The sequence below is a fragment of the Pseudomonas eucalypticola genome, from assembly GCF_013374995.1.
Taxonomy (GTDB): Bacteria; Pseudomonadota; Gammaproteobacteria; order Pseudomonadales; family Pseudomonadaceae; genus Aquipseudomonas; species Aquipseudomonas eucalypticola.
In genome coordinates this window covers 4,398,364-4,411,835 of record NZ_CP056030.1, presented here as the reverse complement: position 1 = coordinate 4,411,835, position 13,472 = coordinate 4,398,364, and the positions used below count along the sequence as shown (strand labels likewise).

The following is a 13,472-nucleotide window of genomic DNA, read 5'->3' as shown; positions in this document are numbered from 1 at the left end:
CTGCCCCACATCAAAGGGCGCGCCATGATCATCGTCGAGCACGGGCAGGGCACTGATCCAGCAGCGAACAGCTACGCGGACGCTGGCTCACTTCGCTTCCATGGTGAGTACTACGGATTCCCGGTGCCGGCGGACGAGGCCAGCCAGGTCGAGTACCTCCTGAAGGCGGCTCGGGCCATGGACGCAATGCGCTGGAAGGGCGTACCGGCCTCAGCCGGCCAGCCGCTGGCCTGGCCCCGCGACGGGATCGTGCTGGCGGGTGAGTTCCTGAGCAGGACCCTGATCCCATACGGCATCCGGCATGGCCAGGTGATGCTGGCCATTGAGCTTTACGCCGATGACCGGGGTATCGAACTGGTTGAGCCTACTCACTGCTTCGACGGCAAAAAGTCCGTCCCGCTCACGCGCAGTACCGGGGCATTCCGTAACCACCCGCCGCTGTGGGTGGCGAGCCGCACGCAGTTTGCCGACTATCTGGTGATGCGCGGGCTGACGGTAATAGCCTGATTTGCTGGCGTCTATACTGGTTCGGGTAACTTGTTACCGCAGCCAAGGAGAACGCTCATGGGCGCACCAGCACTTACGAAAGCGATCGTAAACGGGTACGAGGTAATCAACGTCGGCGGCATCAAATGGGTGGTTTGCACCAGGGAAGACCGACTTGGCGAATTCGCAGACGAGCCAGCGGCCAATGCATTCGCGCTGACCCTGCCTCCTCATCGGGTAAAGCCTGAGCCTGAGGAGGCCGGCAAGTAGACCCGCAAAAATCTTCACATAGACCTCGGCCATGCCGGGGTTTTTTTATGCCCGCAAAGCGGGGAATCAAACCCAAGGGGTGTACCAAGTGGCTGACGAAAACCAGATTGATCTTGAAGACCAGGCCGTAAAAGATGCTATCGCGGCAGCCGTTGAGGCTGCTACCGCCGGGCTCAAGAACAAGAACTCCGAGCTGCTTGGCAAGCTCAAGACGTCCACCAGCGAGCTGGAAGGCTTCAAGACTCAGTTCGAGGGCCTGGACATCAACGCGGTGAAAGGCCTGCTCGCCAAGGTCGGCCAGGACGAAGAGACCAAGTTGATTGCCGAGGGCAAGCTCGACGAGGTCATCACTCGCCGCACTGAGCGCCTGCGTGGCGACTACGACAAGCAGCTGGCCGCCGAAAAAGCTCGGGCCGACAAGGCAGAGGCGTTCGCCGCGCGCTACAGCGACAAAGTGCTGGCCGACTCCATCCGTGCCGCTGCCATCAAGGCCGGCGCGCTGCCAGAGGCTGCCGAGGACATCATCCTGCGCGCCAAGGGCACTTTCAAACTCAGCGAAGACGGCGAAGCGATCGCCACCGACCGTGATGGCGAGGTCATCTACGGCAAGGATGGCAAGACGCCTCTGTCGCCGCTCGAATGGGCGGAATCGCTGCGTGAAACTGCAACTCACCTGTGGCCAAGGGCTTCGGGTGCCGGTCCGACCGGCGACAACGGTGGCAAGGCCACGAAGAAGTGGGGTGAGTACACCGAGTCCGAGCGCGCTGCGCTGGCCCGCGACAACCCCGATGCGTTCAAAAAACTCTTGGCCACCAAAGGAACTTAATCCATGGCAACGACCCAACTGGCGGACATCTTTGTCGCCGACTATTACGGCACTATCGCGCCGGTCAACTCCCCGGAAAAGACTGCGGTCTTCGAGTCCGGGATCATCGTCAAATCGCCTGAGCTGGACGCCATCGCTCAGAACGGCCAGGGCACCTCGGAAATCAGCTATTGGCAGGATCTGGACGCTGACGAAGAGCCCAACATCTCCAACGACAATCCGGACGACCTGGGCGAAGTCGGCAAGGCAGAGCAGGGCAGCATGCGCGCCCGTACGCTCTACCTCAACAAAGGCTATGGCGTTGCTGACCTGACGTCCGAGCTGGCCAATACTGAGCCGATGCAGCACATCCGCAACCGCTTCGGCACCTACTGGACCCGCCGCTGGCAGCGTTACCTGCTCGGCGCGGCCCGAGGCGTGATCGCATCGAACATCGCGAACGACGCCGGTGACATGGTGGTGGACGCCGGTGCGACCATCAGCGCCGGCGCTTTCCAGGATGCCGCTTTCACCTCCGGCGATGCTGCTGACGTGTTCTCCGCGATCGGCGTGCACTCCGTGGTGATGAACCAGATGGTCAAGCAGGACCTCATCGAGTACCTGCGTGACTCCGACGGCCGTATCATCCTGGCCACCTATCTGGGCAAGCCAGTGTTCATGGACGACAGCCTCGTCTACGGCGCCGGCCGCTACCTGTCGGTGTTTTTCGGCCAGGGCGCGTTCGGCTACGGCGAAGGCACCCCAGCCGTCCCGGTCGAACTGGAGCGCAAGCCAAGTGGCGGTAACGGTGGCGGTGCTGAAGTCCTGTGGGAGCGTAAGACGTTCATCCTGCAACCTGCTGGTTTCAGCTGGAAAGGCAGCAACAACCAGAACCTCAGCCCGACCGCCACTCAGTACGCTGCTGCTGCGAACTGGGAGCGCGTGTTCGACCGCAAGCAGGTTCCGTTCGCCGCCGTGATCAGCGGCACCACCACCCCGTAATCCAGCTGTGACGGGGCGTCTTCGGGCGCTCCATTACAAGGGAGCGAATTATGAAAGTGATCTACACCGACAAGCCGGGCAGCGAGCCTGGTGTGTGCTATCGACTGCTCAGTGAATTCTTCGGGGTGATCAGCGCGGCGACCGATGTTTACGTGCAGGGCGACAACCCCAACATCATCGACGCCTACAAGCGCGCTGGGATCAAGGTCAGCGCTGTGGGCGAAGACGGCCTGCGTCTGGACGGCCCGACAGTGGCTGAATACGTCGCTGCAGGCTACCAGGCCAGCGCCTACCCACCTGAAGGCTACGCATCTCGCAGCACGGCCGACGAGATCGCTGCAGCAGTGGCTGCCCAGGCGACTCCCCCCGAGACCGATCCGCTGAAGATGACCGTACCAGATCTGAAGGCCTGGCTGGCCGCCAAAGGCATCGAATTCGACGCGTCGGCCAAGAAAGAAGACCTGCAGGCCCTGGTGCCGAAGGAATAAGGATCAGCACATGACCGACTTCATCACCGTTGCCGATGTCGATGCCCAGCTAGGTCCGGACTGGGCTGGCACGGGTGATCCGGTCCTTGCTGTGGCCATGGCCAACGCCTGGCTCACGGCCAAGATTAAACGGCTTGTCCCCGATCCGGTTCCGGCCGAGATCAAGGCAGCTGGCGCTCAGGTGGCGAAGGTGGCCGCCGGGGGCAATCTCTACAAGGACACCAAAAAGGAAGTCCAGAGCACGACGGTTTCGGCCCAAGCTGGTACGTCCGTCAGCAAAACCTATGTAGCAGGCTCTACCGACCTCACGCAGGGCGAGAACTTCGCGTTGGCGCTGCTGGTCCCTTGGATAAAGCGACCAAGCACCTTCATGCTCAAAAGGACCTGATTTTGATAGCTCAAACGATGATTGCATTGCTCGGCTTAGCCGCCATCTGGTTGAGCCAAAGCCGCCGTGAATCCCGTCGGCGATACGCCTGCGTTTTCGGCATGATCGGCCAGCCTTTCTGGTTCTGGTCATCGATCCAGGCCGAGCAGTGGGGAATCTTCATCCTGAGTTGTTTCTACACCATTGCGTGGGCTAAGGGGATCAAGAACTACTGGCTGAAGCGTCCACGAGCGGAGGGTTCCGATGAGCATGAGAAGCGAGATTCAGGCGGACCTCGCTGAGGCATTCGACGATCCAGACGGCCTGGCCGATGCTGTAAAACCTGTATCGGGAACTCGAACCGTCACAGGCGCGTACGACCCTGCCACCGGCAAGCCGGCCAGCACGACCACGACGTACGCCGGGCGTGGGGTGTTTGGCAGCTACCTGGCCAAGGAAGTCGACGGCTCCCGCATCCTCGGCACCGACGAGAAGCTGCTGGTGCTGCAGAATGAGCTGCTGATCACCGTCGACGGCACGGCAACTCTGGATGTGGCCCAGCCGATGGTGGGAGACGTCGTTGGAGGCAAGCGGGTGCTAGACGTTGGTCAGGACCCAGCCGGTGCGACCTGGACCCTTCAGCTGAGGAAATAGCATGGCCTCCAAGTACGCCGGGAAAAGCGGTAGTTTCGCTGCACAGATCCAGGCCTTCGCCGCGCAGGCGCAGGAGGCCATAGACGCTACCCTGCGCGAGATCGTGATCGAAATTGGCAGCAGCGTGATCATGATGTCGCCCGTGGGCAATCCTGAGATCTGGGCCGCCAACGTGGCGCATCGCCAGAAGAACACCCAGGCCGCTGACGACTACGACTACAAGGTCGCCATTCGCAACACGCTGATCAACCTCGACGATAGCAATTTCACCAAGGCCGGTAAGCTGCGCAAGGGCGTGAAGTACGCCAAGCCCCTGAGCAAGACCGAGCGCGACCAGAACTTCAACGTGAACGGTCTGGTGGCCGGCAAGGACTACGTCGGGGGCCGGTTTCGCGGCAACTGGATGTTCAGCATCGGCGCGCCCGATGACTCGATTGCGGACGAAGTGGACCCGAGCGGCGCCAAGTCCATGGCCCGCATCCGCGATGGCGCCATCGAATTCCAGGCTGGCCAGACCGCCTACATCACCAACAGCCTGCCCTATGCCATCCCGCTAGAGTTCGGCCACTCGACCCAGGCCCCGAGCGGCATGGTGCGCATCACTGTTGCGCGCTTCCAGCAGATCGTGCTGGAGGCCATCAGGAACAACCAGGTATGAGCCACAAGATCATCCGGTCCATCTACGAGCAGCGGCTGGCCGCTTGGGCTACAGGGCAGGGCCTGCGGGTCGCCTATCAGAACGTGAGCTTCGAGCCTGCTGGGGATGAGACCTACCTGGCGGCATTCACGCTGCCCGCCGGTACCGACAGCAACACCCTGGCCGGCGACCACAAACTGTACACCGGCCTATTCCAGGTGAATGTTGTGACGCCTGCCGGGAATGGCCCGGGGACTGCCGAGAGCTTAGTGGACGACCTGGCCAGCCTGTTCCCCATCTACCTGCGCCTGAGTCAGGGCGATTTTACTGTCACAGTGATGACCCCAGTCGACCCAGGCACCGGCATTGTCGGCGACACCACTTACAGCGTGCCAGCTTCGTTTCAGTACCGCGCTGACACCGAATAACCCGCCCGTTGGGCAACCCTGAACCCGCACTGTGCGGGTTTTTTCGTTTCTGCATGAGGAAAACCCCATGAGCGTCAAAATCCCCAACGGGACGACCTTTGAAATCGCCGGCACTCTCGGCGTCGCGAAGCCTTTTACCGCGATCACCAATGCCAACCCTGCGGTTGTCTCGGCTGCTGATAACGGCCTGGCCAATGGCGACGTGCTCGTGGTCAGTTCCGGCTGGGCGAAGCTGAATGGTCGCCCGGCGCGTGTTATTGCGGCCGCCGATGACACCTTCTCCCTGGAGAACATCAATACCATCAACGCGAGCAGCTTCCCGGCCGGTTCTGGCGCGGGCACCTTCCAAGTGGCTACGGATTGGACGCAGATCGCGCAGATTACCGAGCCCGCGGCCAACGGCGGCGAGCAGCAGTTCCTGACCTACGGCTTCCTCGAGGACGAGGACGACCGCCAATTGCCCACCACCAAGTCGGCTAGCAGCATGACCCTGCCGGTAGCGGATGACCCGTCCAAGGACTTCGTGGCAATCGTCGAGGAGGCGGACGAGGACAAGGAGCCGCGCTTAATCCGCGCCAACCTGCCAGGCGGCTCGAAGATCTACTACTACGCGTATGTGTCGATCACTGCGACCCCGACGCTGAGCCGCAACAACATCATGACCCGCACCATCACGCTGTCGTTCGCCTCGCGCCCGACCCGCTACAACGCCGCCTAAGGGAAGCCCATGACGACTTTCAAAATTGCCCAGGACGCCACCTTCAAGGCGAATGTCGCGATCCCACGGGTGGGTGGTGATTCGGTGCTGGTACCGTTTGAGTTCAAGTACCGTGACCGCGCCGAGCTGGCCGAGCTTTTCACGGGCTGGCAGGAGCGTTCGGCCAAGGATCAAGAGCTTTTCAAAGCTCGCGGTGCAGACCTGACGTTGGTGGAGGTCACTGAAGCCCAGATGTCCCTAGAGTTCGACCAGGTGAAGGATCTGGTTGTCGGGTGGGGCTTTGATGACCCTTTCGAAGACGAAGCGATCCGCGCTCTGATCCTGACGTCAGTTGGAGCCGGGAAGGCCATCGTAGATGCCTACCAGGCAGCGTTCCGGGCGGCCCGCGAGGGAAACTGAGGGCCGTCGCCCGCGCAATGTACGAACCCGAAGCCACCGAGGAAGAGATGGAGGCGTTCGGGTTTGAGCCAGGCGACTATGACGACTTGATGGAGATCCTGCCAGACAACTGGTGGGCGTTTGCACTCTTCGAGGTCATGTCGACTCAGTGGCGTGCGGGCATGGGCGGCGCAACCGGTCTCGATTACGGCGTGTTGCCGGCGGTAATGCGCTTGATTGGCATCCCTGCAGGGGAGCGCTGTGACATTTTTTACGACCTCCGAGTAATGGAGGCAGAAGCCTTGGCCTGCATGGCCCAGGGCAAGGAATAGCGGAGCCGCCATGACCAACATCGCCGAACTAGGGATTGCAGTAGATTCGGGTGATGCCGTCCAGGCGGCCACGGACCTTGAAAAGCTGGCCCAGGCAGGAGCCAAGGCTGAGAAAGCGGCAGAAGGTGTCGCCGAGGGCTTCGACAAAGCCGCAACATCCGCCAAGGATCTGGCCACCGCGGAGGGCAAGCTTTCCGAGTCGTCCGAGGACGCAGTGACTCGGCTCACCGCAATGGCGAAAGCCTCGCTGGAGGCCAGCGAGTACCACAAAAGCCTGACCTCGGGCGTCACCGATGCATCATCCGCCATGAAGGGGGGCTCCACGGCCGCCCGGGACTGGGCGGCTGAGCAGGCCGCAATGAACGCTCGGGGACAGGCGCTCTTGGCGACTGAAACCCGGCTCGCTGAGGAGGCCAAGAAGGCTGCAGCAGCGACCGGCGTGCAGGCTGAAGGTCTCCAGGCGCTACTCGGCAAGATCAACCCTACCGTCGCGGCGCTTGCCAAGCTGGACGCCCAGCAGGAGCAGTTGGCGAAGTACAAGAAGGCCGGGCTGATCGACAGTGACACCTTCAAGGACTACTCCGCAGACATCGAAGCATCCCGGGCGAAGCTGAAAGCGTTCAACGACGAGGGCAGCAAGTCGAAGGCCCCGCTGGAAAGTGTGGCCCTGGGCACCAAGGAAGCGCGGGAAAACATCCTCCAGTTCGTCAACGCTCTTGCCGAGGGAAATCTTCGCGTCGCCGCGCACAACCTGATGGAAATTGGCACCAACGCTGGTGGCATTGGGAATGCGTTTGATGCCCTGAAATCAAAGATCAAGTCTCTGTTCGGCTTCGGTTCCGGTGCGGCTACGCTTGGCGCGACCCTGAATGGCGTTGCCTCGGGCGCGAAGGATGTAGCTGAGAATGCGGGCGAGGCGGCGGAGGGCCTTTCCGATTTCGCCGAAAGCACAAATACCGCAACCGAAGCTGCGGAAAACGCCCACAAGGCCATCGGTGCGATTACGCCTGCCGTCTCCAGTGCTACCGCTGGCCTCATTGCTGGGGCGGCCGCATCTGCTGCTGTGGCTGCAGCCATAGGGGTTGTCATCTACGGTTACAGCCAGGGCTCCAAGGAGGCGCAGGAATACAAGCAGGCGCTCATCCTGACGGGTAATGCTGCTGGTACGTCCGCGGGCGCCATGGGCGATCTCGCCCGAGAGGTGAGCGAGACCAACGGTACCGTGGGCGAAGCTGCGGCATCGCTAACCAAGTTGGCGAATTCGGGCGTGATTGCGGGCGATAGCTTCAAGGCCATTGCCGAAGCCGCGTCGCTGATGGAGGACGCGACAGAAAAATCAGTCGATGCAACCATCGCCGAGTTCGTGAAGATTGCCAAGGACCCGGTCGCTGCAGCCAAAGAACTCAACGACCAGTACCACTTCCTGACCCAGTCCGTGTACGCGCACATCGTGGCGCTGAAGGAGCAGGGAGACAACGTCGGCGCAGTCAAGCTCCTCACCGATACCTATGCCCAAACTGTGCAGCTACGGGCCGCAGAGATCACGGCGAACCTGGGGCTGATCGAGAAGGGGTGGAAGGGCGTCAAGGACGCTGCCAAAGGGGCGCTGGACGCTACCCTGAACGCTGGCCGCGAGCAGAGCCTGGAGCAGCAGGCCGAAGCGCTCAAGCAGCGTCTGGCAGATGCATCGAACTACTCGAACCTTCCAACGATCGGGGCGGACAACCCCGACATGATGGCTGCTGGGGCTAGCCGGGAGCAGGACCAGGCCCGGCTGGACTTCCTGAATCTGCAAATTGATGGCGAACGCACCCGGGCCAAGTATGTAGGCGACCGAGCCGAAGCGGAAAAGGAGGCCATTGCCGCAAGTGACAAGGTTAAGGCGCTCAATGACTCGAACCTCACTGCCGAGCAGAAGCGCAATAAGGAGATAAAGGAATATCTCCAGAACATCGAAAAAATCAAATCGGTAAACCCTACTTCGCCGCTGGTACAGCCTGCTGCGGTGGCCAAGGGCATCCAGAACATCAAGGACAAGAATAAGGACCCGCAGTCGGCTGCCGGTGCAGTAGACCTTAGCGCTTTCAACGCGGCCCAGAACAACCTGAAGGCCATCCAGGACGAGTATGCCAATGCCTTCAAGCAGCTTGATGCCGCCCAGAAGGCCGGGCTTATCTCCCAGGAAGATTACTCAATCAAGCGCGCGGCAATCCTGGGGAACGAGAAGGACGAGGTCACCGCCGCCTACCAGGCGGAAATCGCAGCGCTGGAGTCGGTGCGCGATAAGTCGTCTACCACTGCAGCCCAGCGTATCCAGATCGACCAGAAGATCGCCGACGCCCGGGCCAGCATGCTCAAGGCCCAGAAGGACGTCGATAGCGAGTTGGAGGTGCTATCGGCTAACGAGCAGGGCCGTTTGCGCAAGGAAGCCCAGGCAGTCAAAACCTACACCGACGCGCTACAACAGCAGGTCGCCACGCTGCGCCTACAAGGTGAGCGTGCGGCCGCAGGGCTTGGCCAGGGCGAGCGCCAGAAGGCGCTAACCGACCAGCAGAACGGCATCGACGACAAGATCAACCAGCAGAAGCTGGACCTGGCCAACCAGTATGGCGACGGCTCGCGCGGCATGAGCCTGGACGAGTACACAAAAAAACTCGCCGCGCTGAACGCCACCCAGCAAGACCTGCACGACACCGCGATCAAAAATTACGACGATTTGACCACGGCGCAGGGGGATTGGACGGCTGGCGCAACCTCAGCCCTCCAGAACTACCTGGATAACGCCCATAACGTCGCCGGGCAGATGAAGTCCGCTTTCACCTCGTTATTCGATGGGCTGACCGATGCGGTGGTGGACTGGGCCTTCGGCGCCGATGAAAGCTTTGGCGACGTCCTGCTCAGCTTCGCCAAGATGCTGGCCAAGATGGAGCTTGAGGCAGCTGCGTCCAGCGTTTTTTCCAGTGTGTCAGGGAGCGGCATCAGCGGGCTATTGAGTGGGCTTTCCAGCAGCGGAGCGGCATCTGCAGGCAGTACGGCCGCCGGATATACCGGATCGGTCTATTCCAACTGGGTATCCGCGACCTATTCCGACGGTGGCTATACCGGCCCGGGTGGTAAGTACGACCCAGCTGGTGTGGTGCACGGCGGCGAGGTGGTGATCCGCAAGGAGGTGGTCGACCAGCCCGGCATGAAGGACTACCTGGTTGGGCTGAACGCACGCGGCTACGCCGACGGCGGCTATGTCACCCCGGTAACCACCGGTGGCGGGGCAGGTATCAGAGCATCCAATGCCGCAGCGTCTGCCTCTGCTGCGCCCCAGGTGAATATCCAGATCGCGAGCGACGGCAGCACCCAGGTGGCGACTGACACAGCAGGCCTGCAACAGTTTGGCCAGCAGATGGGCGAAATTGCTGCGAGCAAATACAAGGAGCTTGAAGCTCGCTCGCTCTCCTCGGGCGGCAACATCCGTAAGGCCATCAACGGGAGGTAGGAATGACTGAGGTATTCACCTGGAAGCCAGACAGCAAGCCCACGGGGAAGATTACCCAGCGCACCCGGTCGGCCAAGTTTGGTGACGGGTACGAGCAGGTGGCTGGCGACGGCATCAATGCTGAAAGCCAGTCCTGGCCGCTGACCTTCACTGGGTCCAAGGCCCGCATTAAAGCGATCCTGGACTTCCTAAGGGCGCGCAAGGGCTATCAGTCGTTTTACTGGACGCCGCCTTTTGGCGACCAATCATATTTCCGTTGCAAAGAGTTCGATCCGGCGGATCAGGGCGGCGGGAAGTGGATTCTTTCTGTAACTTTTGATCAGGCCTTCGCGCCCTGAGGTAACCCATGGGAATCAACGCCGACATCCAGACCCTGGAGCCCGGGGAGCGGGTGGAGCTTTTCGAGCTCGACGCCACGGCTATCGGGGCTGACCTCTACCGGTTCCACGGCTACCAGCGCCTGGGGTCGATCTGGTGGCAGGGCCTGGAGTATTCACCCTGGCCCATTCAGGCCAGCGGGTTTGAGATCACCTCAGACAGCCAGCAGCCCAATCCGACGTTGCTGGTCGGCAACGTCACTGGTTTTATCACAGCATTGTGCCTTGGGTTCGAGGACTTGGCTGGGGCCAAAGTGACACGCAAGCGCACCATGGGGCGCTACCTCGATGCCGTGAACTTTGCCGGCGGCAATGCCGAGGCAGACCCGGACGAGGCCTTCCCCGACGACATATGGTACGTGGAGCAGAAGACCGGAGAAGACAAGACACAGGTCGAGTTCACGTTGTCCTCTCCGATCAACCTCAACAACAAGCAGCTCCCGGGCCGGCAGATCATCGCAAATTGCTGCCAATGGCTGAGCATAGGTGGTTACCGAGGCGCCTACTGCGGCTACACCGGCGGTCCGGTGGCCACGTCGGACGACATCATCACCACTGACGCAGCCAGCGATATGTGCAGTGGCACGTTGAAGGGCTGCAAGTTCAGGTTCGGTGAGACCGGGCAGTTGCGCTACGGCTCTTTCCCAAGCGCTGGGAGGATTGGGTGAACATTACCGACAACGTTCGCGCCGCGATTGAGGCTCATGCGGTGGCAGGATACCCGCACGAGGTGTGCGGGCTGGTCATCAGCGAGGCAGGTGGCCAGGTCTACGTGCCGTGTGCCAATGGTGCAGCCACGCCCAGTGAACACTTTCGCATTGCCCCGGAGGAGTACGCCCAGGCGGAAGACCGGGGTGAAGTTCTGGCCGTGGTGCACAGCCATCCAGACTACTCGGCTCAGCCCAGTGCCGCGGACCGGGTGGCGTGCGAGACCAGCGAGCTACCGTGGCTGATCATTGAGGTTCGCCGCAGTGAGGATGGTGTGGTGGCTGCGGGCGAGCTGGTGGCGTTCGCTCCAACAGGCTACCAGGCGCCCTTGATCGGACGGCCGTTCTTTCATGGCACGCTGGACTGCTACCAACTGCTGGTTGACTTCTACCAGCGCGAGCTAGGCATCACGCTCAAGCAGTACGGGCGGGAGGATGACTGGTGGGCCAACGGCGGCAACCTGTACATGGAGAACTACGCCGACTGTGGGTTCTCGCCCGTCCAAGACCTGCAACACGGTGACGTGGTGATCATGCAGGTGCGGGCGCCGGTACCGAACCATGCTGGGATTTACCTGGCGGACGGCAAGCTGGCAACAGAGCCAGAGCACTACCCAGCGCCCGGGTCGATCCTGCATCACCTTTATGGTCAAGATAGTCGCAGGGACGTCTATGGTGGTTTCTGGGGCGAGGCTACCCGCTTGATACTACGGCACAAAAACGTAACACTGCGATAGAAGTTTTCCAACTTTCGTATTTTTACGGCCTTAAAATTAGATAAGGGAATATATGAAGCTAGAGAAAGAGTTGGTGCGTGAAATTCTGTTAGCCGTAGAGGCTCACGATAAACCGCAGGGTTGGATGAAGCTGACGTTGAATGGACGATCCTCTGAAGAGATCTCCTATCACGTTATGTTGCTTGATGAAGCAGGGCTAGTTTCTGGCATCAGTTTGGGGGGCATAAATCACTTCGAGTGGCAGCCACGGCGCCTTACTTACAAGGGCCATGAGTTCTTGGACACTGTTCGAGACGGTGAGGTCTGTAGTGGTCAACTGATCCCGGACACTGCGTTAAGTTTTTCCTCGGCAACGGCAGGCGCCAAGCCGTCGTTGAACTGATGTGGTCGCCGCCAGTTGTACCGCTCCATCAGGAAACGTCCAATATCTTGTTTAGCCAACACGGCGCTCATGTAGCCCACCGTCGGTATCCATTCAGTTTTCAGGCTACGAAATAGCCGCTCCATCGGCGCGTTGTCGTGGCAGTTGCCGCGCCGACTCATGCTCTGTGTGAAGCGGTATCGCCATAGTCTCTGGCGGAAACTTCGACTGCCGTATTGGCTGCCCTGCTCGCTGTGAAATAGCACATCCTGAGGCCGGCCACGCTGCTCATAGGCCATATCCAATGCCTTGATCACCAAGTCAGCGTCAGGCTTGACTGAGAACGCCCAGCCTACGACCCGGCGCGCATACAGATCGATCACCGCTGCCAGATAGTGCCATCGACCTTCGGCCCAAACGTACGTGATGTCACCGCACCAGACCTTGTTGGGGGATGCCACGCTGAACTCTCGATCAAGTACGTTCGGTATATCAGGTCGCTCCACGGTGGCCTTTTTGTAGGCATGGGAGCCCGGTTGTTTGCTGATCAGGTTCATCTCGCGCATCAACTTACGTACCTTGAATCGCCCGATTTGCATGCCGTCCTCTTTCATCATCAGCATGATGCTTCTACTGCCCGCAGCGCTTCGGCTTTGAGTAAACAGTTCGTTCACGCGGCTGCGCAAAATCACCCGTTCGGCATCAGGGGATCGGCGTTTTCGACAGTATGCGTAGTAGCAAGATCGGGTGACTTCAAATACCGAGCACAACAGATCAACCGGCTCCTCGGAGTGAAGCTGATCGACTAACGCGAGCGCTCGTGCTCCTCGGCCATCAAGAGCGCGGTAGCCTTTTTTAGGATCGATTTCTCCCGTTCCAGACGATTGATTCGGGCTTCCAATTCTTGGATTTTTTGCTGCTCAGGTGTTAACGCTTTGCTGGTCGGGGTGACACCGCCACGTTCTTGCTGGAGCTGGTTCACCCAGCGACGCAAGGCCGACTCAACCAGCCCAAGCGAACGGGCTGCCTCGGTATGGCTGTAGCCTTGATCGAGCACCAGGCACGCAGCCTCGCGCTTGAACTCAGGGGTAAAGGTACGACGTTGCTTGGTCATCAGACACCTCTCTGTGGCGAGCATTCTCGCCTAAATGGGTGTCCGGTTTCATTAGACCACTACAGTCTGGCGCAGAACTAAGGAAGGCGCTGAAAAGGCAGGTGGTGCTGGACTGAGCATG

Annotated in this window: 19 protein-coding genes; 18 read left to right on the top strand and 1 reads right to left on the bottom strand. The window is 60.5% G+C overall.

Annotation, left to right across the window (positions count from 1 at the left end; genetic code table 11):
- Positions 1-24 precede the first annotated feature (24 nt).
- From HWQ56_RS19355 to HWQ56_RS19270, 18 genes are all read left to right on the top strand, one after another.
- The gene (locus HWQ56_RS19355; RefSeq protein WP_176571531.1) at positions 25-507 is read left to right on the top strand and encodes a DnaT-like ssDNA-binding protein; all 483 of its coding nucleotides are present in this window, start codon (positions 25-27) and stop codon (positions 505-507) included.
- 57 nt (positions 508-564) lie between these two features.
- Positions 565-756, top strand: a complete 192-nt coding sequence (locus HWQ56_RS19350) for a DUF2188 domain-containing protein (protein ID WP_176571530.1) — start codon at positions 565-567, stop codon at positions 754-756.
- An 88-nt stretch (positions 757-844) separates the two neighbouring features.
- Positions 845-1,582: a hypothetical protein gene (locus HWQ56_RS19345; RefSeq protein WP_158154483.1), complete on the top strand. Its 738-nt coding sequence runs from the start codon at positions 845-847 to the stop codon at positions 1,580-1,582.
- Between the two features lie 3 nt (positions 1,583-1,585).
- Positions 1,586-2,563 (top strand): major capsid protein, encoded by a 978-nt coding sequence (locus HWQ56_RS19340; RefSeq protein ID WP_158154484.1) that lies wholly within the window; start codon positions 1,586-1,588, stop codon positions 2,561-2,563.
- A gap of 50 nt (positions 2,564-2,613) precedes the next feature.
- The gene (locus HWQ56_RS19335) at positions 2,614-3,051 is read left to right on the top strand and encodes a HeH/LEM domain-containing protein (protein WP_158154485.1); all 438 of its coding nucleotides are present in this window, start codon (positions 2,614-2,616) and stop codon (positions 3,049-3,051) included.
- 10 nt (positions 3,052-3,061) lie between these two features.
- The gene (locus tag HWQ56_RS19330; RefSeq protein ID WP_176571529.1) at positions 3,062-3,439 is read left to right on the top strand and encodes a hypothetical protein; all 378 of its coding nucleotides are present in this window, start codon (positions 3,062-3,064) and stop codon (positions 3,437-3,439) included.
- A 17-nt stretch (positions 3,440-3,456) separates the two neighbouring features.
- Complete coding sequence (locus HWQ56_RS19325; RefSeq protein ID WP_176571528.1) at positions 3,457-3,720, top strand: hypothetical protein; 264 nt, start codon at positions 3,457-3,459, stop codon at positions 3,718-3,720.
- Positions 3,683-4,072: a hypothetical protein gene (locus HWQ56_RS19320; protein WP_176571527.1), complete on the top strand. Its 390-nt coding sequence runs from the start codon at positions 3,683-3,685 to the stop codon at positions 4,070-4,072. Before HWQ56_RS19325 ends, HWQ56_RS19320 begins: the two co-directional genes overlap by 38 nt.
- A gap of 1 nt (position 4,073) precedes the next feature.
- Positions 4,074-4,730, top strand: a complete 657-nt coding sequence (locus HWQ56_RS19315) for a hypothetical protein (RefSeq protein ID WP_176571526.1) — start codon at positions 4,074-4,076, stop codon at positions 4,728-4,730.
- Positions 4,727-5,137, top strand: coding sequence for a phage tail terminator-like protein (locus HWQ56_RS19310; protein WP_176571525.1), 411 nt, complete (start codon positions 4,727-4,729; stop codon positions 5,135-5,137). Before HWQ56_RS19315 ends, HWQ56_RS19310 begins: the two co-directional genes overlap by 4 nt.
- 67 nt (positions 5,138-5,204) lie before the next feature.
- The gene (locus HWQ56_RS19305; RefSeq protein WP_176571524.1) at positions 5,205-5,855 is read left to right on the top strand and encodes a phage tail protein; all 651 of its coding nucleotides are present in this window, start codon (positions 5,205-5,207) and stop codon (positions 5,853-5,855) included.
- Positions 5,856-5,864: 9 nt separating this feature from the next.
- Entirely contained in the window at positions 5,865-6,254 is a 390-nt protein-coding gene (locus HWQ56_RS19300; protein WP_176571523.1) for a phage tail assembly chaperone, read from the top strand.
- Positions 6,255-6,271: 17 nt separating this feature from the next.
- The gene (locus HWQ56_RS19295; RefSeq protein ID WP_425331911.1) at positions 6,272-6,565 is read left to right on the top strand and encodes a DUF1799 domain-containing protein; all 294 of its coding nucleotides are present in this window, start codon (positions 6,272-6,274) and stop codon (positions 6,563-6,565) included.
- A 10-nt stretch (positions 6,566-6,575) separates the two neighbouring features.
- Positions 6,576-10,055 (top strand): phage tail tape measure protein, encoded by a 3,480-nt coding sequence (locus HWQ56_RS19290; RefSeq protein ID WP_176571522.1) that lies wholly within the window; start codon positions 6,576-6,578, stop codon positions 10,053-10,055.
- Positions 10,056-10,057: 2 nt separating this feature from the next.
- The gene (locus HWQ56_RS19285) at positions 10,058-10,393 is read left to right on the top strand and encodes a phage tail protein (protein WP_176571521.1); all 336 of its coding nucleotides are present in this window, start codon (positions 10,058-10,060) and stop codon (positions 10,391-10,393) included.
- An 8-nt stretch (positions 10,394-10,401) separates the two neighbouring features.
- Positions 10,402-11,100 carry a phage minor tail protein L gene (locus tag HWQ56_RS19280; RefSeq protein ID WP_176571520.1) on the top strand — a complete coding sequence of 233 codons (699 nt, stop codon included), beginning with the start codon at positions 10,402-10,404 and terminating at the stop codon, positions 11,098-11,100.
- Entirely contained in the window at positions 11,097-11,876 is a 780-nt protein-coding gene (locus tag HWQ56_RS19275) for a C40 family peptidase (protein WP_209008688.1), read from the top strand. Before HWQ56_RS19280 ends, HWQ56_RS19275 begins: the two co-directional genes overlap by 4 nt.
- 52 nt (positions 11,877-11,928) lie before the next feature.
- A complete protein-coding gene (locus tag HWQ56_RS19270) occupies positions 11,929-12,258 on the top strand; it encodes a DUF2513 domain-containing protein (RefSeq protein ID WP_176571519.1) in 330 nt (109 codons plus the stop codon).
- On the opposite strand, the gene HWQ56_RS19265 is transcribed toward HWQ56_RS19270, so the two are convergent.
- A protein-coding gene (locus HWQ56_RS19265; RefSeq protein ID WP_176571518.1) for an IS3 family transposase occupies positions 12,189-13,351 on the bottom strand; the annotation gives its coding sequence in 2 pieces (ribosomal slippage) (positions 12,189-13,096 and positions 13,096-13,351; 1,164 coding nt in all). The genes HWQ56_RS19270 and HWQ56_RS19265 overlap by 70 nt on opposite strands.
- Positions 13,352-13,472 lie beyond the last annotated feature (121 nt).